Origin of the sequence: Microbacterium sp. ISL-59, assembly GCF_018613945.1 — a bacterium.
Classification (GTDB): domain Bacteria; phylum Actinomycetota; class Actinomycetes; order Actinomycetales; family Microbacteriaceae; genus Microbacterium; species Microbacterium oxydans_B.
The window spans coordinates 129,814-147,911 of record NZ_JAGGPG010000004.1; the positions used below are offsets into that span (position 1 = coordinate 129,814).

Here is an 18,098-nt window from a genome sequence, read left to right on the forward strand (position 1 = left end):
CTCATGGGAACTCTGGAGTACAACAGCTCGCGACCCGCGATCGACATCGACGACACGACTCTGGCGCACCTCAAGATCGTGATCGGCACGAAGCTGCGGCGCAACGAGAGCTTCATGATGACCTGGCTCCCCACGTCCGAGACTCCGTCGGGGCGGCTGACCATCTGGGTGCACCCGAGCATCCCGCTGGTCTTCGAATTCGACCAGGCGAAGATGGCGAAGATCGAGGCCAACCGGGTCACGCACATGATGGAGCAGTTGAACTCGCGCGGTGAGCTCGTCCTCGATCAGCTCTGAACGATAGGGCGCTCACGCCACGGCGTTCCACCGGAGGCGCGGGGGTGAGGCGTCGAGGTCGGCGAGCAGCGCGGCAGGCTCAGCGACGGGGAACATCGTGATGAGCCGGCGGCCCTGCGTGGGTGAGTCGAGCGCGTAGGCGAGTGCCGAGGGGTGCGGTTGCCGATCGGCGATCGCGACGATGGCCTCCAGATCGCCGAGCCGTTGCCGTCGCGCCGGCGCGCCGACGATGAGTCTCTCGGCGGTCTCGGTCACGCGGTCGAGGAGCGTGCGCTCGCCGACCCAAGGGACGAACGCGTCGGTGGCCAGCCCGCACGCGCGGGCCAGCTCGCCGCCGAGCCACCGGTCGCGCTTCAGGCCGTAAGGCGTGGGCGTGGTGGAGAGCAGATAGCCGTACACGTGCAGCAGCCCGGCGTTGCCGACCGGCCACGCCGACTCCAGGCCCGCGCGGTCGTGCAGCGCCTCGAACATCGACCGAGACAGCACGGGCGCTCCGACGTTCTCGTCCACGGCGGTGGATCGGCCCCAGCGGGCGAAGCGGTCGTCCCGAGCATCGGCATCGATCGCCGGACCGAGCCAGTCGAACATCGACAGCAGGTCTGCGGCATCGTGCGCGGCGGCCGCCGCATCCAATCGATCGATCACGACGATGAGCGTAGCGGGCGCGGATGCCGGCACCGGAATCGGAGTTCACGCACTGTTCACACAGGATGGTCGTATCGTCCATAAATGACTGTAAGTATGGACGCATCGTCCCGATCCTGACCAGGAGAACCGTGCTCCCCACTATCGTCCTCGACTTCGACGGCACCATCGCGCTCGGCGCGGGGCCGCTCGAAGCCTTCGCCCGCGCGGTCGCCATCTCCGCAGACGACCCGATGTTCGCGGATCGCGCGATGTCCGACCTCGCCGCCTTCGAACGCGGCGAGACCGACGCCCGCGACGGCTACGACGTGATCAGCACACTCGCCTCCGGGCAGGGCGTGACCGCCGATGCGCTCGAAGCCGCCTACCAGTCGTCGCGGGCGCTGCTGGGTTCCGAGCACGCGGCGATCGTGCCGCCGACCGGGCTCGCCGACTTCCTGACCCGTGTCCACCCGCAGGTCCGGCTGGTGCTCGCGACCAATGCGCCCGGTGCCGGCATCCGCCCCGTCCTGGACGGGTGGGGCATCACTCACCTGTTCGACGACCTGCACTTCACGGTCGGCAAGCCCTCGGGGCTCATCCCCATCATCCAGGCGGCGGTCGCCGAGGGGCCGGTGCTCTCGGTCGGTGACATCTTCGAGTTCGATCTCGCGCCGGCCGCCGCGCAGGGTGCCGCCACGGCGCTCGTTGGCGCCACCGCCGAACGCTCCCCGGCCGCCGTGACGATGCGCGGTCGGACCATCGCCGACCTCTACGGCGACATCGAAGCCTGGGCCGCGACTGCGGCTTCCAGTACCCCCCGCAGCACCACCCTCACCGAAAGGCACGATCCGAATGCGTAAGTCCTTGCTCACCACGGGCATCGCCGCCGTCGCCGTCCTGGCGCTCGCCGGCTGCAGCAGCAGCGCACCCGCCGAGACGGCAGACGAGACGACCGAATGGCCGTCCTCCATCACCCTTTCGCTGGTGCCGTCGGTCGAGGGCGAAGACCTCGCCCAGGCCCTCGACCCGCTCACCACCTACCTGTCAGAGACCCTCGACATCGAGGTGAAGGGGGTCGTCGCCTCCGACTACGCCGCCACGGTCGAGGCGCTCGGCACCGACCAGGCACAGGTCATCATCACCGACGCCGGATCGCTGTACAACGCGACCGAGCGCTACGACGCCGAGCTCATCCTCCGCGACGTGCGCTTCGGCGCCACCTCGTACGCGTCGGTGGCGTACACGAACAACCCCGACAAGTACTGCGAGGACGAGCCGGTCATGTCGACCTACGCGGCCAGTGGCATCGAGCTCTCCTACTGCAACGGCATCGAAGAGGCCGCCGCCGACGCGACCGGCTCCGGTCCCGCCGGCATCGAGGCGCTCGGTGAGATCGGCGACGGCACGAAGGTCGCCCTGCAGGCAGCCACGTCGCCGGCGGGTTACCAGTACCCCGTCGTCGCGATGCGCGAACAGGGCGTCGACACGGATGCCAGCATCACGCAGGTGCCCGTCGAAGGCAACAACAACGCGGTCCTCGCCGTATACAACGGCGACGCCGAGGTCTCGTTCGCATACTGGGATGCCCGCACGACCGTGACCGAAGAGGCCCCGGACATCGCCGAGAAGGTCGTGGCCTTCGCCTACACCGAGATGATCCCCAACGGCGGCGTCGCGGTGACCTCGACGCTTCCCGACGACCTCGTCGCGGAGCTCACCGAGCTGCTGGACGGCTACGCCGACTCGTCCGAAGAGGCGGCGTCCGTGATGTTCGACCTCGTCGGACTCTCCGACTGGACCAGCGAGACCGCCCCGGACGAGATCACCCGCTACGGCGAGATCCTCGCCGAGTTCTCGAACTGACACGCAGAACTGAGAACATGCACACTGATCTGCAGCGCGCGGAGGCCGGAGCCCTGCTCCCGGCCTCCGCGTCGTGGTCGATCCGTCTCGACGACGTCTCGGTCACCTATCCCAACGGCACCCGCGCCCTCCGCGGTGTGTCCCTCGACATCGCCGCCGGCGAGATGGTCTCGGTGGTCGGCCTCTCCGGCTCGGGCAAGTCCACGCTGATCCGCACGATCAACGGTCTCGTGCCGGTGACGAGCGGCGCGGTCACCGTCGGTCCGCACGCGGTCACCGGCATGCGCGGACGACGCCTGCGTGAGACCCGAGGGCACATCGGCATGATCTTCCAGGGGTTCAACCTCGCCGATCGGGCCAGCGTCTACCGCAACGTGCTGGTCGGTCGGTTCGCCCACACCCCTACCTGGCGGACGGTGCTCGGCCTGAGCACGGCGCAGGACCGCGAGCTCGCCCTCCGAGCGCTCGACTCGGTCGGGATGCTCGAGAAGGTCTGGAACCGCGCAGGTCAGCTCTCCGGGGGCCAGAAGCAGCGCGTCGCGATCGCCCGGGCTCTGACGCAGCAGCCCAGCGTCATGCTCGCCGACGAGCCGGTCGCCAGCCTCGACCCGCCCACCGCGCACGCGGTCATGCACGACCTGCGCCGCGTCAACGTCGAAGAGCACCTCACCGTGCTCGTCAACATCCACCTCATGGATCTGGCACGTCAGTACACGACGCGGATGATCGGCCTGCGGGCCGGCGAGGTCGTCTACGACGGACCGGCAGCGGATGCCGCAGACCACGACTTCGAGCAGATCTACGGGCGCCCGATCCAGCCGAGGGATGTGCTCGGCGCATGACCACCGAAGCCCGCCCTCTCGTCGTGCCACCCAAGCCCACGTCGAGACTGCGCACCAGCCTCGTCGTCCTGGCGTTCGCCGCGTTCACCGTCGCCACCTGCATCCCGGCGATCGGCGGCATCGAGCTGGACTTCGGCGCGCTCATCCGCAACTGGGACAACGGATCCGTGCTGCTCGTGCAGTTCCTGCAGCCGGACTTCTCGTTCCTGCCGCGCACGTTCGGGCCCATGCTCGAGACGCTCCAGATGGCCGTGGTCGGCGCGGCGGTCGCCGCGGTGATCTCCGTGCCGCTGACGCTGTGGGCCGCCGCCCCGACCAACCCGAACAGTCCGACCCGCATCGCGGTGCGGACCGTCATCAACGTCATCCGGTCGGTCCCCGATCTCGTGTACGCGACCGTGCTGGTCGCGATGGTCGGCGTCGGCGCATTGCCCGGCCTGCTCACCCTGCTCCTGTTCGACATCGGCATCATCGTCAAACTCGTGTCGGAGGCGATCGACTCCACCGATCTGCCGGTCATCGAGGCCGGACGCGCCACCGGCGGCGGCCAGACGCAGATCAACCGCAGCGTCGTGCTGCCGCAGACCTGGCCGCTCTTCGCGAACCAGTGGCTGTACACGCTCGAGCTCAACGTGCGCATCTCGGCGATCCTCGGCATCGTCGGCGCGGGCGGCATCGGCCGACTCCTCGACGAGCGGCGGGCGTTCTACGCCTACGACGACGTCGCCGTGATCGTGCTCGAGATCCTCGTCGTCGTGGTGCTGATCGAAGTGTTCTCGAACTTCCTGCGGAGGCGATTGGTATGACGCTCTCGACCACCGCACGGGGCATCGGGCTCGAGCTGCCCCGGCATCCGTCCCGTCTTGTCCCGACCGTCGTCGCCGTCATCGTCGGCGTCGTGGTCCTGGCCGCGGCGGCGGGACTGCCGATCCCGTGGAACGACCTCGGATCGCTGCCCGGACAGATCGCGCACTACCTGACGCTCATGTTCGCCGACCCGAATTGGGAGAAGCTGCCGCAGGCGCTGTTCGAGACGTGGCGGTCGATCTCGATGGCCTGGATCGGCGCGATCGGCTGCGTGATCGTGTCGATCCCGCTCGGCATGCTCGCCGCGAACAACGTCGGACCCGTCTGGGTGCGTCTGCCGCTGCGCGGGGTGTTCGCCGTGATCCGCGCCGTGCCCGAAGTCATCATCGCGCTGCTGCTGCTCACCGTCACCGGGCTCACGCCGTTCACCGGTGCGCTGGCGCTGGCGATCGCCGGCATCGGCACGCAGGCCAAGTGGGTCTACGAGACGGTCGAGTCGGTGCAGGAGGGCGCATCCGAGGCCGTCAAGGCCGCAGGCGGCAACACGGCGCAGGTGACGCGGTGGGCGCTCTGGCCCGCGGCGGCCCCGACGCTGCTGTCGTTCGCGCTCTACCGTTTCGAGATCAACATCCGCACCTCGGCGGTGCTCGGACTCGTCGGCGCGGGGGGAATCGGCAGCATGCTCGCGAACTACACGAACTTCCGCGAGTGGGATACGGTCGGGATGCTGCTGATCGTGGTCGTCATCGCGACGATGCTGATGGATGCGGTCTCCGGTGCGATCCGCCGCCGGATCATGCGCGGCCCGCGGGTCAAGGCGATCGCGGAACCGAAGAAGGAGCGCGCCGATGTGGCAGGGACCCGCTGAGACGCCGCCGACGGCCCGCATCGCGATGTTGGCTCCGTCGATGCAGCCGAGCGAGCGCCGTGTGGCCGAGGCGATCGCCGCCGACGTCGACCTCTCGATCGAACGCACGGCGCAGGAGATCGCGGATGCCGTGGAGGTCGGCCGCACGACCGTGGTGCGCACCGCCCAGACCCTCGGCTACGACGGTTACCCGCAGCTGCGGGTCGCGCTCGCGCGTGAGCGGGCGAGTTCGACACCGTCGCAGGATGCCACGGCCGATGCCACGATGCTCGGGGCGTTGCGCGGTGCGGTCGACCGCTTCGCGTCCCGCCTCGCCCACACGGTCTCCGCGGTCACCGAGGAGACCCTGGCGGCCTTCGTCGGCGAGCTCGACGGTGCGACGCGGCTGCTCGTCGCGGCCAACGGTCTCTCCGCGCCGATCGGCGCCGATCTCTCGATGCGCCTGACCTCGGCCGGACGACCCGCCGAATACGTGGCGGACACCCTCGGCCAGCAGATCACCGCGTCGCAGCTCGGTGCCGGCTCCGCCTGCCTGGTCGTGTCCGGGTCGGGGGTGAACCGCGCATCGATCGACGTGATGACGGCCGCACGGGCGAGTGGTGCCCGGGTGCTCGCGATCACGTCGTTCCCGCGCTCGCCGGTCGCCGAGATGGCCGACGTGGCACTGGTCGTCGCCCCGATCAACGACTCGTTCCGCGATGAGCTCCTCTACACCTCGCGCGCCGCGCTGATGCTCGTCACCGAGTCGGTCGTGGGTCTGCTGGTGAGCAGACGAGGGGCGAGCGCCACCGCGGCTCAGGTGGCGACGTTCTCCGTGCTCGGCCACTCGCTGTCGGAGTAGTGCAGCGGAGGTGCTGGCTGGCCCGGGCGCGAATCCCGCGCCTCGAGTACAATAAGTACGTGACGTACTTGGCGTACGTCTCACCCTCTCGCCAGATCGGAGCCGGAGACATGACGCTCGTTGCGGACTACCAGACCTATTCGGATGCGCGCTCGCACCTGAAAGACGTGTTCGACGCCACGATGCGAGGGCGCACCGTCACGTTGCGCCGTGATGACGACGTCGTCGCGGTCACTCCGGTCGACCGGCTGCGCGACTATTTCAGCCGCACTGTCGCCCCGCGCATCTCCGTCGCCCGAGAAGACGGCGTTGTGGTGGCGATCATGGAGGGGCGACCGTTCGCTGCCGAAGGCACGACCATCGATGACGCCATCGACGAGTTGATCGACGTTCTTCGCGAGTATGCCGAGGACTGGGAGACGCACCTCCAGCAGGCTCCCAATCACCAGGATGCATGGGGGTTGGTCCAGCTGGTGCGCTTGTCGTCGGACGACCAGCTCAAGGTCTGGATGTCCAGCGACGGTGAGTAAGCACCGGCTCGGTACGAAGAAGGACCACGACGAGTTCTGCGCCATCGAGGGCTGGGCGCTCGTACGCAACGCGCGCGGCGGCACGACCCGGCATCACCGGACCTGGGAGCTGACTCTCTGGAACGGGGAGATTCTCCGGACGCGGGTCTCGCACCCGGTCAACGGTGCGACGTACTCTGCGTCGCTGTGGAGACACATTCTCCGCGATCAGCTCCGCGTCGATGACGATGAGTTCTGGTCCTGCGTCAGCGACAAGGTGAAGCCCGATCGCGGGGAACCCGTGGTGCCCCTGCCGAAAAAGGCCGTACCCCTGTTCCTTGCCCGCCAGCTCGCCGAGCTCGGCGTCGCCGAAGATGAGATCCTCGAACTCGATGCCAAGGGTGCAGCGGAACTGCTGGTGAAGCTGCTGACCTGATTCGGCGACGGCGTGCCGTCTCACCATCCGAGGAGGGCGAGAGCGCCGGTTGCCGCGGCCGCGATGAGGCTGGTCCACAAGACGATCGCGACGACCTGCCACAGGATCACCCATCGCTTGCTCACCCCGGACGCGACGAAGAACGCCGCCGTCAGCATCGTGGGCAGGGCGAGCGGAGCCAGGATGCTCGCACCGGGAACGCCGAAGCGCACGAGCCAGCGACCGAGCTTGGCCCGCCCCTTCGTCTTCCGTGACGGCTTCTCCGCATCAGTGTCGCTCGGCGACGTTCCGCCGGAATCCGTCGCCGTGCCAGATCCGCCGACGAGGGAGGGCTCGAGGCGCATCGCCTCGGTGCGGGCTGCTTTCCGCGACACGACGCCCTCTCTCATGCGTGCACCGAGGAAGACCACTCCGATGACGCACAGGATGTTTCCCGCCGCGCCCGCGACGGCGGCGACGATCGGGTTGATCCCCGCGAGGATGCCGAGGCCGGCGGCGCCTTCGCCCTCGATGTAGGGGATCGCGCCCGCCAGCATCACGAGAAGCGGCTGCAGGAGCTCCGGCAGCTGGTCGATGGCGTTCTGCAGCCACTCGTACGGGTTGTCCACCATGGCGGTGTCTCTTTCTCTTCAGGCGCGGACGAAAGCCTGCGCGGGGCATGAGAAGCAGTACAGACCCTGTTCACAGCACAGGGTCAAGCGACCTCGGCAGATCGACGTCGGGTCTTGACCCTGTTCTGAGAACAGGGTCTTGAATGGTGCTGAGCGCCATGACCGAGACCCCGGCCCTGAGTGCCGACAGAAGGATGGACGGATGCCCTGGAGTACGAGTGAACTCGCCGAGCTTGCGGGGACGACCGTGAACACGGTGCGTCACTACCACCGCTCCGGCCTGCTCGAGGAGCCGGAGCGGATGTCGAACGGCTACAAGCAGTACCGCGCTCGGCATCTCGTCCGGCTGCTGCAGATCCGGCGGCTCCGCGACCTCGGCGTCCCGTTGGCCCAGATCGAGTCCGTCGGCTCTGCGGGGGACACCACGAAAGAGGCGCTGCTCGCGATCGATGCCGATCTCGCCGCGAGCATCGAGCGGTTGCAGCGGGCACGGGCCGAGATCCGCGCCATCGTCGACGGAGCATCGACGACCGACCTGCCGGCCGGTTTCGAGGACGTCGCGGGGAGACTGTCGACTTCCGAGCGGTCGCTCATGCTCGTCTACGAGCAGCTGTATGACACGGAGGCGATGGCGGATCTGCGCACGATGGTCGAGACGGAATCCGACGACGGCAGTGCAGAGTTCGAAGCGCTCACCGTGGAGGCGGATGACGAGACGCGTCAGCGCGTGGCAGAGATGTTCGCGCCCGTGATCGCACAGCACCTCACCGACTACCCGTGGCTCAGCGAGCCGTCCGAGCATCTGTCGAAGGGGCCGCGCGTCACGGCGCAGGCATTCCTCGAGACTGTCGGTGGGCTGTACAACGAGGCGCAGCTCGACGTCCTCGGCCGAGCGTCCGCGCTCGCCCGGGAGCAGGCGTTCGGGTCGAACGCCGCACCGAGCACCGACGCTGCACCCGACGGCGCTGCATCAGACGAAGGACAGAGATGATGACGGACCAGCCCGACGCCCGCTCCACGAACGATTCGCCCGACCCGCACCTCGGTGAGCCCCTGCTCGTCGAAGACGTGCTGCTTCTGCTCTTCCAGCCCGATTCGGGCTCGATCGCCGGGGAGAACATCCTCTTCTACGTGCTCGGCGGCGCTGCTCTGGGCGACCTGGCGCTGCAGGAGCGGATCGAGATGCGCAACGAGGGAGCGCTCACGAGTCGCATCCACGCGCTCGACGCTCACACCGCGCCCGACGAACTGCTCGTGCCCGGGCTCGAGTACATCGAACGGAAGCCGCGCGATGCGCAGACCGTGCTCGCGGCGATCGGCCCGAACCTGCGTGCACCGGTCCTCGACCGCCTCGTGGAGCGCGGCGACCTCACGAGGGAACACGGCAGATCGCTCGGAATCTTCCCGACGACGAAGCTCGCCCTGGGAAGCGACCGACGTGCCGTGATGATCGAGCGGGTGCGCTCCGTGCTGACCGACGGCGAGACACCCGACATCCGCACAGCCGCGAGCATCGCCCTCCTGTCCGCGAGCGGAACCCTGCCGCAGTTCCACAGAGAGATCCCGTGGAGCGGCGACGTCTACACGCGCGCCAAGGCGATCGAGCGCGGCGACTGGGGTGCAGCCGCCGCGGCTGAGGCCGTGGCTCGGACGATGAGCGCGGTGCTCACGAACGCGCTCATCGCCGCCCTCGCCCTCCCCAAGAACTGACAGGCACACGGGCTCCCGCGGGAGGCGAGAGCGTTCTTGGATCCGTCCGGACGCCGACGCTGGTGCCCGGCCCCCGCATGCGCGTCCCGCGGACGGGTGCGCGCTCATCGTGCGGCCGCGGGTCACGCGCCGTCGCCCGGTGTGTAGATTGCAGGACGTGGACCTCTCCGACATCCTCGCCGCCCTCGGCCTCGTCCTGCTCGCGCTCGGAGGGGGAACATTCTGGTCGTTCTCGACCGGCGTGATGCCCGGCCTGGGACGCACGGACGACGAGACCTTCGTCTCCTCGATGCGGTCGATCAACCGCGCGGTCGTGAACCCGCTGTTCCTGCTGCCGATCTTCCTGCCGCCGGTCCCGCTCGTGTGGGCGGGGATCCTCGATCTGGATGACCCGCGCGGATGGATGCTCGTCGCGTCGGGCGTCGTCTTCTTCGTCGGGGTCATCGTCGTCACAGGTGCCGGCAACGTCCCGTTGAACAATGCCCTGGACGGCTCGACGTCGCCATCGACGGCTGCGCGCGCGGCGTTCGAACGGCGCTGGAACGTGCTGAACGGCGTGCGCTCCCTCTCGTCGGTCGTGGCGATCGTGCTCGCGGTACTGGCAGTCGTGGTCTGAGCGCGAGGATGCGGAGTCGCGGTGTCGCGCTCCAATAGGCTTCGGGGCATGACGACTTTTCGCCGCGCCGCCGTTGTGAGCGTGTCCCTCGCCGCCATCACCTTCCTCGCCGCAGCGTGCGCGCCGTCCGCTGATGTGCAGGAGAAGCCGACCACGGATCCCGCCGGGGCCGGCTGCGACGTGGGCGAGTCCGCTCTCGGCGCGGCTGCAGCATCCGAGGTCGTCACAGACGAGCGGGGAGGCTACTGCCATCTCGAGGTCGATCTCGCTCAGGTGGAATTCACGCCCCTCGAGGATGTCCGCGCCGGCACCTGGGCATCTGAGACCGGCATCACATGGAGCGACGAGGCACCCGCTCTCGACGCGGAGGCCATCGAGATGTCGCAGCGGATGAGCGCAGAGTGGGTCGTCGGCGACTTCCTGGACGGACCGGCGATCGAGCTGTCGGCTGACGACTACTCCGCATGGATCGAGAGCACCGACCTCATCGGCGAGGACTGGCGTGCGGGTTATCTGTCCGAATGGAACGACAACGGCTCGACCGGTGGGTTGACGGTGACCCCGTTCACGACGCCCCTCGTGCGGGACAACGCCGCGCGAGTGTCGCAGATCGCGCTCTCCCCGTCGTCGACGAGCGTCCTCGATGTCGAGGGGCGCACGTTCGTGGAGACCTGCTACGACGTCACCGCCGTCTATCACGGTGAGGGCGAGGCGGCTTTCGACTTCTCGGGCAAGGCGTGCTCCACCTTCCCGCACGACGGCAACACGATCAACCGCGTTCTCGAAGGCACGCACGGGGGCTTCACCGTGACCGACGAGTCCGGAACCGTCATCGCCGAAGAGCAGGACAGCTGAGCCGGAGCGACCTCAGCGTGCGCTCCCTGTCCTCCGTCGTCGCGATCGTGCTCGCGGTGCTGGTTCTCGTGGTCTGAGCGACCCGTTGGGCTGATAACCTTATCAACGTTGCAGCATATTGATAATGTTATCAATATGCGTGATGCACTCGACAACCCCTTCAGCCCTGGCTCTGACACCATCCCCGAGGTGTGGGCAGGACGCACCGCGCAGTTGAGTGACTGGCGCGACGTTGTGCGTCCTCGCCGCCTCGCGGGCCTACCGGAGCGCGGCAGAACTATCCTCGGGGAGCCGGGGCTCGGGAAATCGACGCTCGTGCGACGCATCGCCCAGGAGGCATCGCGTGCCGGCGACTGGGTCACCCCGCAGCTGCGCATCCCCACCGGAGCTGACCCTTTGAAGCTCGTCGCCGGAGCCGTGCTGAAGCTCGCGACCGACGCCGGACTCTCCGCATCGCGTGAGAAGCGCATCGGCGATGCCATCGCACGCGTGCAGGCCGTCGCCGTCTCCGGCATCTCCCTCACGCTTCGCGGTGTCGACGGGCCCGAGCCCTTCACGGCTCTCACCGAGCTGCTGATCGAAGTCGGTCTCGCCGCGATCGCCAACGGCCGTGCCATGGCGCTGATCCATATCGACGAGGTGCAGAACATCACCGATGAGAAGGCGCTTTCCCAGCTGCTCATCGCACTCGGAGACGCCCTCACGCACCAGGTCGAGGTCGCCGTGCCCGGTGGCGCCCGCGTCAGCCGCTCGTTGCCGATCGCCGTCTACCTCACCGGCCTCCCGGATTTCGAAGACATGGCCGGCGCCCGCTTGGGGGCGACCTTTGCCCGCCGTTTCAAGACCACCACTCTGTCGGCCATCGACGACGAGGATCTTGCCCAAGCGCTCCAGGAGTTCGTCCTCGAGGGGTGGGCAGTTCCCGACGGCGCCGGCGGATCCACTCGCGTGCGGATGGACCCCGACGCGGCAGCGCTCATCGTCGACGTCTGCCGCGGAGAGCCGTTCCTGTTCCAGCTTGCCGGTGAGCAGTCCTGGTACGCAGATTCCACTCCGACGATCACCGCAGACCAGGTCCGCCGCGGCTGGCAGGGCGCGCAACGGGAAGCGACCGCGCACGTGGAACGGATCCTCGAACGACTCCCCGCCCGAGAGCGCCAGTTCCTCCAGGTGATGTCAGAGCTGCCTGCCCCGGAGCGCACAGCCACCCGCATCGCCGAGGCGATGGGGTTCTCGAAAGTGACCGAGGTAGGCCCCACAGCCCAACGCCTGGACACCGTGCGCGGCGTCATCGACAGGGGCAAGCCCTACAGCTTCCGGCACCGCGCCGTCGAGGCCTACCTGACCAGCGAGTGGCCGAGGGCCTGAGCGACGGACAGATCTCAGTCGAATTCGTGCAGGTCTGAGGTCATGTCGCCGCCGGCGTCTCCGGTGTTCACCGTGCCCTTCGGCTCGAACAGGATCGCGTGCACCTCGTCGGTCGCCTTCGGGCAGTGCTCGACTCCGCGCGGCACGACGAACACGTCGTTCGGGTTCAGGACGACATCGCGGTCGCGGAGCTGGATCGTCAGCTGACCGCTGACGACCATGAACAGCTCATCGGTGTCGGGGTGGGTGTGCCAGACGAACTCGCCCTGCAGCTTGACCACCTTGACGTCGTAGTCGTTGATGCTGGTGAGCCGATGCGGCTGCCAGTGCTCGTCGATCGTGGAGAGGGCTTCGAGCACGTTGCGAACATCGTCTGCCATACATCTCAGCGTAGCCGCGGCGTCATCGGCGGGATCTGTCGAGCTACCTCGCAGCGCCCACGCGAACGAACCCCCGAATGTCCGCTGCCAGCGCGACCCGGGGCGCCTCGCCGAGATAGGGCATGTGGCCGGATCCGTAGACCTTCAGGTGCACGCGTGAGCGATCGAACCGGAAGCGGGTGAAGGTGAACTCGGTCGCCGCCCTGGTCGTGACGAGGTCGTACTCGCCCACGCCGATCATCAGCTCGAAGCGCTCATCGCGACGCACCGCCTCGGTGAAGTCGCCGAAGCAGTTGCTGTGGGGTGAGTCGTGCCCGTCCCAGTCCCAACCGCCCATCGCGAGACGGAAGTCGATGGCACGGTACTCGTCGTCGCTCGCGTATCCGAGTTCCTCGCGCAGATAGTGCTGGATCGCTCCGGTGAACTGCGGAGCGTAAGCGCCCATCGCCGGGTCGTCGGCGACAGGGTCGGAGCCGGCGCCGTCGGCGGCGAGCGTGTAGCGGCTGTCGTACATTCCGAGCTGGCGACCCTGCTTACGCAACGCGAGCCGGGCGAAGGCATCCGGGCTGATACGCAGATCGTGCTCGATGATCACCGGGGTGGGGAGCCCGAGAAGCTCCCCCATGCGCGCCGCGAGTGCCTCCCGCTCCGCATCTTCCAGCTGCGTTCCGGCGGCGAGTGCCGGAAGCAGCTCGGTACGGGCGAAGTTCGAGACGTCATCGTCGGAGAGGTCGGCGGCAGCGCCGTGCTGGCGCGCGGTGTGCACGAGCGTGGGGAACTCCAACGCCGCGCGCACATCTCCGTTCCAGGCGGGCTCGCCGAGTCCGAACGCCGGCCCGAGCACGATCGCGCCGTTCAGCGAGGTCGCCCTCGTGGTGCCTCCGCGCATCGGGCCGCCGTTCGCGAGACGCGACATGCGCGCCGCGCGATGCGTGCCGTATTCTCGCCCATCACGAAGCGCGGCGACTGCTCCCGGCCGTTCCGACGCACCCACCGGCCGATGAACTCCAGAGTCGCGTGGGCATCCTGCTCCACACCGTGGAAACGCTCGCGATCGGCATCCGGGTGGATCCTGCTGTAACCGGTGCCGGGCGGATCGATGAACACGAGGTCGGCGACATCGAGCGGAGAGTCCGCGTTGTCGACGAGGGCGAACGGCGGAGCCATCCGCGGATGCAGCGTATCGGCGTCGGCCACCCGCCGAGGTCCGAGGCCCAGGTGCAGCCACACCGATGACGAGCCGGGGCCGCCGTTGAAGGCGAACAGCACGGGGCGCACGGCGCGTTCGTCGTCGGTCAGATCGGTGCGGATGTACTCCGTGAAGACGTAGCGCGCCCCGGGGCCGTCTTGACCGTCGGAGACGTCGATCTCCCCGACAGTCCCGCGGTACTCGATCTCGGCGCCGCCGATGCGCGCTCTGCGTGCGGCCCCGGTCACTCGTGGCCGCCCGTCACGAAGTCACGCAGGTCGGCGTTGAGCTTCACGATCGTGTCTCTCTCGCTGTACATCATGTGACCGCCGTCGTACCAGTGCGAGACCACGCGCTCCCGCGGGAGGTCCCACTGGCGAAGAAGATGATCCGCCGAGCCGATGGTGGTGAGGGAGTCGTAGATCCCGGTGCCGATGAACAGGCGCCCGGTCGGCATCTGCTTCATCCACCGGCTCAGACGTGCCGGGTACGGGTAGGTGTGGAACGGCGACGGCTTGCCCATCGACATGAACAGGGCGCCGCCCTGATCCGCCCATTCCCACTTCCTGGCGGCGTCCGCATCGTGGACGAGATAAGGGACGCCGGGGGTGTCGTCGAAGAGCTCCTCGAAGAGCTGCGCGAACGCCGCGGTGTAGCGAGGGGAGAGGTGCGTGCCGGCGGCGTCGAGCCCGAGCTCGCCGAAGCCGGGATCGGTCGCGGGGGAGGTGTAGCGGCTGTCGTTCACGCCGACCTCGAGCCCGCGATCTCGAAGCAGTCGCTTGCGGAAGTCGGTCTTGGAGATCCAGAGGCGGGACCGGACCAGTTCTTCTGCGGGGATCCCGATCATGCCGGACAGGCGGGCGGCCACAGCCTGCAGCTCGGCGCCGGGCAGCGACGTCCCCTGCAGCATGGCGGTGGCGAGGTCGCCCCAGGCGTAGTCGAGCGCGGCGTGGATGGCATCCTCGACGGTCGCGTGCTCGCGGGATCCTGCTCCGTGGTACCAGGCGACCGCGGCCTTGTACGGCACGTTCGCCAGGGCGCCGGGCACGTTGCCGGGTCGTTCAGCCGTCTCCTGGATGTTGACCGCCTGGCCCAGCAGCGCGATGCCGTCCAACGGCACCGTCGACATGCCGTGTGTGCTCGACGCGAGGAACGCGGCCCGGTGGGTGCCGTAGCTCTCGCCGAGGAAGTACTTCGGAGAATCCCAGCGTCGATGCCGGCCCACCCACTCGGTGAGGGCCCGGGCGAACGCCTCGGCATCGCCCTCCATGGAGAAGAAGGGAGCGAGGTCTGCACCCTCCGTCACCGTGCCGAACCCCGTTCCCGGAGCGTCGATGAACACCAGATCCGCGGCATCCAGCAGCGACGACGGGCTCTCCTCGATGCCGTACGGAGCGCGGACCCCAGACTCCAGGTCGGTGGGGATCTTCGCGCGGAACGGACCGATGCCGCTCAGGTGCAGGTAGCTGGATGCGGCGCCGGGGCCACCATTGGTGAGGAACAGCACGGGGCGGCGCCGGCGGTTCTCTGCATCGGTCTCGGCGACGTACGAGAACGCCGACAGTGTGCCGACCTGGGTGCCGTCGGCCGTGCGCAGCGGGATCTGCTCGAGGCTCATCGCGTAGTCGATCGGGCGTCCGTTGCAGGTGGCGGAGCGGATGACGCGTCGTTCGTCCACGAATCCCTATTCCTCTTCGTTCGAGGCGTCCGCGGATTCCTCGATCTCGTTCAGATAGTTGTAGATGGTGTGGCGACCGACCCCGAGGTTCTGGGCGGCGATCGGCACGGCCTCGCGCATGGTGAAGAAGCCGCGATCGCGCAGCTGTCGGACCACCTCCACCTTGTGCCGCTTCTTCATGGCCTCGACGGGGATGCCGGTCTCGGTCACGGCCTCGGCGAGGATGCCCTGCGCGAGATCCTCGACGGAGGCGGGGAACTTCTCGGCGGTCATCGTCTCGGATCGCAGCGACGGGTCGATGGTCGTGATGGCGCTCAGGCTGCGCAGCAGCTCCTGCGCGCGCACCACTTCGCTCACATCGGTGTTCAGGCACAGGCAGGCGACGGGTCGACCACTGGCGGCGTGGAAGAAGATGCTGGACGAGCGCATCGGCAACCCGTCGTTCGTCTCGGTCCGGTAGCCGATGAGGTGCTCGTTCCACCCCGAGGAGAACGTGCGCAGGCCCAGATCGGTGGCCGGCCCGCCGATGCCGCGCCCCGTGATGTTGCCGCCGATCGCGGCGATCGTGCCGGGCATCTTGGTGAGATCGTGCAGCAGCACCTCGGTGCGGGGAGCGAGCGCGCGGGCCAGCGGCACGATGATCGGACCCACGATGTCGACGATCGTGGCGGCATGCGCCCGCTCCTCATCGGTGAACGCGGGGATGCGCGACGTCGTGTCCGACGTCGGTGGTGCGGTATCCGTCATGGTCCCTCCACAGTTCTGGGTACCTGGAATTTGGCACAGATTGTAGAAATTTGCAATGAATTCTTGCCCGGCCCGGATGGGAGGTAGATCCGCTCTCTCCCGGAATCACGGGGTATTTGGGCGAGTTATCACCGCCGTAACACAGTTGTTACATGATCGTTCTTCGTCATGGTGTTGAATAGCGCCCAACAAACTGTCGAAGGCGACGACGCTCGCCCCGAACCCTGGAGGACCCTTGCGCACTACCCCGAAGTCCCCGCGCCTCGTCCCCGCTGCGGTGGGGGCCGGCCTGGCCCTGGCAATGGCGCTCACCGCGTGCACCCCCGCCATCCCCGGCGAATCCGGCGGCGGTGGTGACAGCTCGAAGCTCACCATGCTGCTTCCGGACACGGTCAACAGCATCGACCCGGCACTCGCGTTCAGCACCGGCGGACGCCAGGCCACCTGGCTCATCTACGAGGCGCTCGTCCGGGAAGACCCGAAGACCGGCGAGGCCATCCCCGGACTCGCGGAGTCGTGGGACTTCACGCCGATGTCTGCCTCCTTCGTCATCAAGGAGGGCGCGATGTGCGCCGACGGCAGCGAGATCACCGCCGGCACCGTCGCCCGCAACTTCGAGCGGTGGAAGGACCCGGAGACCAACGCCCCGCTCGTGAACAACTTCTTCGGCTCCTCCGACTTCACCGTCGAGTACGACGACACCGCCCGCACGGTCGACGTCGCCCTCACGGTCGGCATGCCGTTCCTGGGTGCAGAGCCTTCGTTCACCCAGCTGGGGATCGTGTGCGACTCGGCGCTGGAAGACCCGTCGGTGCTCACCACGGGCTCTGACGGCACCGGCCCCTACGTCGTCGACGAGTTCGTCACCGGCTCACACATCACCCTCACCCGCAACGACGACTACGCCTGGGGCCCGGAGGGTTTCACGGTCAAGGACCTCCCGAAGACCGTCAACCTGAACATCGTCGAAGACCTCAACACCCAGGTGAACCTGCTCCTGGGCGGCGACGCCGACACCGCGCTGCTGCAGGTCGATCAGCTCGCGCGGCTGGAGGGCGAGTCGGGCTTCACCGAGCAGGTGGCCGACACCGGCGTCACCATGATGATGTTCAACGAGCGCGACGGCTACCCGACGCAGGACGAAGCCGTGCGTCGGGCGCTCGCCCAGGCCCTCGACTTCGAGGAGCTCACCCAGGTGCAGACCCAGGGGCTCGGCTACGTGGCCGACTTCCTGCGCGCACCCTCGAACATCTGCGTCGACCAGAAGGCGATCGCCGACGTCATCCCCACCGGCGGCATCGAGGCGGCATCCGCCACGCTCGAGGAGGCCGGCTACGCGAAGGGCGACGACGGGATCTACGCCAGGGACGGCGTGCCGCTGAGCGTGCAGCTGTTGCAGATGGAGTTCACCTCCGCCGCGTCCGAGCTCGTCTCCAGCGCCTGGAAGGACCTCGGCGTGAAGGTCGAACTCGACAACCGCGGACCGGCTCAGGCCGTCGACGTGCTGTACTCCGGCACCGGATGGAGCGTCAGCTTCGTCTCCATGGGAGCGTCGCAGCCCACCGGCTTCCGTCCGTTCTTCGTCGGTCCGGCGGCTCCCGAAGGCCCGAACTTCGGTGCGATCAACAACCCCGTCTACGCCCAGAAGCAGGGCGAGGCGTCGCAGATCGGCGGTCTGGACTCCTGCCCGCTCTGGATCGAGGCCGAGGCATCCGTGGTCGAGCGCGCGGACTGGGTGCCCACCATCGCCGCCGACTCCAAGTGGGTGCTCGGGGAGGGCGTGAGCTTCTTCTCGAAGGGCGCCTTCGTCGACCCGCTCACCCTCCGCAAGAACTGATCGCAGGACAGACCGCG

The 18,098-nt window shown here is 68.1% G+C and carries 23 protein-coding genes; 16 read left to right on the forward strand and 7 right to left on the reverse strand.

Features of this window, described 5'->3' with window-relative positions:
* The first annotated feature begins 3 nt into the window (after positions 1-3).
* A complete protein-coding gene (locus J7E45_RS14090) occupies positions 4-297 on the forward strand; it encodes a hypothetical protein (protein ID WP_215070109.1) in 294 nt (97 codons plus the stop codon).
* Positions 298-309: 12 nt separating this feature from the next.
* On the opposite strand, the gene J7E45_RS14095 is transcribed toward J7E45_RS14090, so the two are convergent.
* Positions 310-942: an amino acid deaminase gene (locus J7E45_RS14095; protein WP_308162136.1), complete on the reverse strand. Its 633-nt coding sequence runs from the start codon at positions 940-942 to the stop codon at positions 310-312.
* A 131-nt stretch (positions 943-1,073) separates the two neighbouring features.
* On the opposite strand from J7E45_RS14095, the gene J7E45_RS14100 reads away from it, so the two are divergent.
* From J7E45_RS14100 to J7E45_RS14135, 8 genes are read left to right on the forward strand one after another with little or no spacing between them, the layout of a single operon-like run.
* Positions 1,074-1,784: an HAD family hydrolase gene (locus J7E45_RS14100; RefSeq protein WP_215070110.1), complete on the forward strand. Its 711-nt coding sequence runs from the start codon at positions 1,074-1,076 to the stop codon at positions 1,782-1,784.
* On the forward strand, positions 1,777-2,787 hold the full coding sequence (gene phnD, locus J7E45_RS14105; protein ID WP_215070111.1) for a phosphate/phosphite/phosphonate ABC transporter substrate-binding protein: 1,011 nt from the start codon (positions 1,777-1,779) through the stop codon (positions 2,785-2,787). The genes J7E45_RS14100 and phnD overlap by 8 nt, the downstream gene beginning before the upstream one ends.
* Positions 2,788-2,804: 17 nt before the next feature.
* A complete protein-coding gene (gene phnC, locus J7E45_RS14110) occupies positions 2,805-3,629 on the forward strand; it encodes a phosphonate ABC transporter ATP-binding protein (RefSeq protein ID WP_215070113.1) in 825 nt (274 codons plus the stop codon).
* A complete protein-coding gene (gene phnE / locus J7E45_RS14115; protein ID WP_091029840.1) occupies positions 3,626-4,435 on the forward strand; it encodes a phosphonate ABC transporter, permease protein PhnE in 810 nt (269 codons plus the stop codon). The genes phnC and phnE (J7E45_RS14115) overlap by 4 nt, the downstream gene beginning before the upstream one ends.
* The gene (gene phnE, locus J7E45_RS14120; protein ID WP_215070115.1) at positions 4,432-5,304 is read left to right on the forward strand and encodes a phosphonate ABC transporter, permease protein PhnE; all 873 of its coding nucleotides are present in this window, start codon (positions 4,432-4,434) and stop codon (positions 5,302-5,304) included. Before phnE (J7E45_RS14115) ends, phnE (J7E45_RS14120) begins: the two co-directional genes overlap by 4 nt.
* Positions 5,285-6,145, forward strand: coding sequence for a MurR/RpiR family transcriptional regulator (locus J7E45_RS14125; protein ID WP_215070117.1), 861 nt, complete (start codon positions 5,285-5,287; stop codon positions 6,143-6,145). Before phnE (J7E45_RS14120) ends, J7E45_RS14125 begins: the two co-directional genes overlap by 20 nt.
* Before the next feature lie 59 nt (positions 6,146-6,204).
* The gene (locus tag J7E45_RS14130) at positions 6,205-6,675 is read left to right on the forward strand and encodes a hypothetical protein (protein ID WP_215070119.1); all 471 of its coding nucleotides are present in this window, start codon (positions 6,205-6,207) and stop codon (positions 6,673-6,675) included.
* Entirely contained in the window at positions 6,668-7,090 is a 423-nt protein-coding gene (locus J7E45_RS14135) for a cytotoxic translational repressor of toxin-antitoxin stability system (RefSeq protein WP_215070121.1), read from the forward strand. Before J7E45_RS14130 ends, J7E45_RS14135 begins: the two co-directional genes overlap by 8 nt.
* Positions 7,091-7,110: 20 nt before the next feature.
* On the opposite strand, the gene J7E45_RS14140 is transcribed toward J7E45_RS14135, so the two are convergent.
* A complete protein-coding gene (locus J7E45_RS14140; RefSeq protein WP_215070123.1) occupies positions 7,111-7,701 on the reverse strand; it encodes a small multidrug efflux protein in 591 nt (196 codons plus the stop codon).
* A 202-nt stretch (positions 7,702-7,903) separates the two neighbouring features.
* On the opposite strand from J7E45_RS14140, the gene J7E45_RS14145 reads away from it, so the two are divergent.
* The 6 genes from J7E45_RS14145 (at position 7,904) to J7E45_RS14170 (ending at position 12,250) form a co-directional block, all read left to right on the forward strand.
* Positions 7,904-8,692 (forward strand): MerR family transcriptional regulator, encoded by a 789-nt coding sequence (locus J7E45_RS14145; RefSeq protein WP_215070125.1) that lies wholly within the window; start codon positions 7,904-7,906, stop codon positions 8,690-8,692.
* Positions 8,692-9,411 (forward strand): GPP34 family phosphoprotein, encoded by a 720-nt coding sequence (locus J7E45_RS14150; RefSeq protein WP_215070127.1) that lies wholly within the window; start codon positions 8,692-8,694, stop codon positions 9,409-9,411. The genes J7E45_RS14145 and J7E45_RS14150 overlap by 1 nt, the downstream gene beginning before the upstream one ends.
* Before the next feature lie 36 nt (positions 9,412-9,447).
* Complete coding sequence (locus J7E45_RS18275) at positions 9,448-9,558, forward strand: CGNR zinc finger domain-containing protein (protein ID WP_215070129.1); 111 nt, start codon at positions 9,448-9,450, stop codon at positions 9,556-9,558.
* A gap of 10 nt (positions 9,559-9,568) precedes the next feature.
* Complete coding sequence (locus tag J7E45_RS14160; RefSeq protein ID WP_215070130.1) at positions 9,569-10,027, forward strand: anthrone oxygenase family protein; 459 nt, start codon at positions 9,569-9,571, stop codon at positions 10,025-10,027.
* A gap of 48 nt (positions 10,028-10,075) precedes the next feature.
* The gene (locus tag J7E45_RS14165) at positions 10,076-10,882 is read left to right on the forward strand and encodes a hypothetical protein (RefSeq protein WP_215070131.1); all 807 of its coding nucleotides are present in this window, start codon (positions 10,076-10,078) and stop codon (positions 10,880-10,882) included.
* A gap of 135 nt (positions 10,883-11,017) precedes the next feature.
* Positions 11,018-12,250: an ATP-binding protein gene (locus J7E45_RS14170; RefSeq protein WP_215070132.1), complete on the forward strand. Its 1,233-nt coding sequence runs from the start codon at positions 11,018-11,020 to the stop codon at positions 12,248-12,250.
* Between the two features lie 14 nt (positions 12,251-12,264).
* Here J7E45_RS14170 and J7E45_RS14175 read toward each other — a convergent pair whose 3' ends face one another.
* Genes J7E45_RS14175 through J7E45_RS14195 form a run of 5 tightly spaced genes read right to left on the reverse strand, consistent with a single transcriptional unit; the run spans position 12,265 to position 16,244 of the window.
* A complete protein-coding gene (locus J7E45_RS14175; protein ID WP_029262391.1) occupies positions 12,265-12,630 on the reverse strand; it encodes a cupin domain-containing protein in 366 nt (121 codons plus the stop codon).
* Between the two features lie 43 nt (positions 12,631-12,673).
* Complete coding sequence (locus tag J7E45_RS14180; protein WP_215070133.1) at positions 12,674-13,519, reverse strand: hypothetical protein; 846 nt, start codon at positions 13,517-13,519, stop codon at positions 12,674-12,676.
* The gene (locus tag J7E45_RS14185; protein WP_215070134.1) at positions 13,486-14,067 is read right to left on the reverse strand and encodes a hypothetical protein; all 582 of its coding nucleotides are present in this window, start codon (positions 14,065-14,067) and stop codon (positions 13,486-13,488) included. The genes J7E45_RS14180 and J7E45_RS14185 overlap by 34 nt, the downstream gene beginning before the upstream one ends.
* The gene (locus J7E45_RS14190; RefSeq protein WP_215070135.1) at positions 14,064-15,497 is read right to left on the reverse strand and encodes a hypothetical protein; all 1,434 of its coding nucleotides are present in this window, start codon (positions 15,495-15,497) and stop codon (positions 14,064-14,066) included. The genes J7E45_RS14185 and J7E45_RS14190 overlap by 4 nt, the downstream gene beginning before the upstream one ends.
* A 6-nt stretch (positions 15,498-15,503) precedes the next feature.
* The gene (locus J7E45_RS14195) at positions 15,504-16,244 is read right to left on the reverse strand and encodes a transcriptional regulator (RefSeq protein ID WP_091029785.1); all 741 of its coding nucleotides are present in this window, start codon (positions 16,242-16,244) and stop codon (positions 15,504-15,506) included.
* A gap of 235 nt (positions 16,245-16,479) precedes the next feature.
* Between J7E45_RS14195 and J7E45_RS14200 the strand changes: the two genes are divergently transcribed.
* Positions 16,480-18,081, forward strand: coding sequence for an ABC transporter substrate-binding protein (locus tag J7E45_RS14200; RefSeq protein ID WP_215070137.1), 1,602 nt, complete (start codon positions 16,480-16,482; stop codon positions 18,079-18,081).
* Positions 18,082-18,098: the final 17 nt, after the last annotated feature.

Excerpts from the sequence above, each read along its gene's own strand:
- J7E45_RS14165 (WP_215070131.1), top strand. The coding sequence starts at position 10,076 with ATGACGACTTTTCGCCGCGCCGCCGTTGTGAGCGTGTCCCTCGCCGCC.
- J7E45_RS14170 (WP_215070132.1), top strand. The coding sequence starts at position 11,018 with ATGCGTGATGCACTCGACAACCCCTTCAGCCCTGGCTCTGACACCATC.
- J7E45_RS14145 (WP_215070125.1), top strand. The coding sequence starts at position 7,904 with ATGCCCTGGAGTACGAGTGAACTCGCCGAGCTTGCGGGGACGACCGTG.
- phnC (WP_215070113.1), top strand. The coding sequence starts at position 2,805 with ATGCACACTGATCTGCAGCGCGCGGAGGCCGGAGCCCTGCTCCCGGCC.
- J7E45_RS14090 (WP_215070109.1), top strand. The coding sequence starts at position 4 with ATGGGAACTCTGGAGTACAACAGCTCGCGACCCGCGATCGACATCGAC.
- phnE (WP_091029840.1), top strand. The coding sequence starts at position 3,626 with ATGACCACCGAAGCCCGCCCTCTCGTCGTGCCACCCAAGCCCACGTCG.
- J7E45_RS14150 (WP_215070127.1), top strand. The coding sequence starts at position 8,692 with ATGACGGACCAGCCCGACGCCCGCTCCACGAACGATTCGCCCGACCCG.
- J7E45_RS14195 (WP_091029785.1), bottom strand. The coding sequence starts at position 16,244 with ATGACGGATACCGCACCACCGACGTCGGACACGACGTCGCGCATCCCC.
- J7E45_RS14180 (WP_215070133.1), bottom strand. The coding sequence starts at position 13,519 with ATGCGCGGAGGCACCACGAGGGCGACCTCGCTGAACGGCGCGATCGTG.
- phnD (WP_215070111.1), top strand. The coding sequence starts at position 1,777 with ATGCGTAAGTCCTTGCTCACCACGGGCATCGCCGCCGTCGCCGTCCTG.
- phnE (WP_215070115.1), top strand. The coding sequence starts at position 4,432 with ATGACGCTCTCGACCACCGCACGGGGCATCGGGCTCGAGCTGCCCCGG.
- J7E45_RS14140 (WP_215070123.1), bottom strand. The coding sequence starts at position 7,701 with ATGGTGGACAACCCGTACGAGTGGCTGCAGAACGCCATCGACCAGCTG.
- J7E45_RS14125 (WP_215070117.1), top strand. The coding sequence starts at position 5,285 with ATGTGGCAGGGACCCGCTGAGACGCCGCCGACGGCCCGCATCGCGATG.
- J7E45_RS14175 (WP_029262391.1), bottom strand. The coding sequence starts at position 12,630 with ATGGCAGACGATGTTCGCAACGTGCTCGAAGCCCTCTCCACGATCGAC.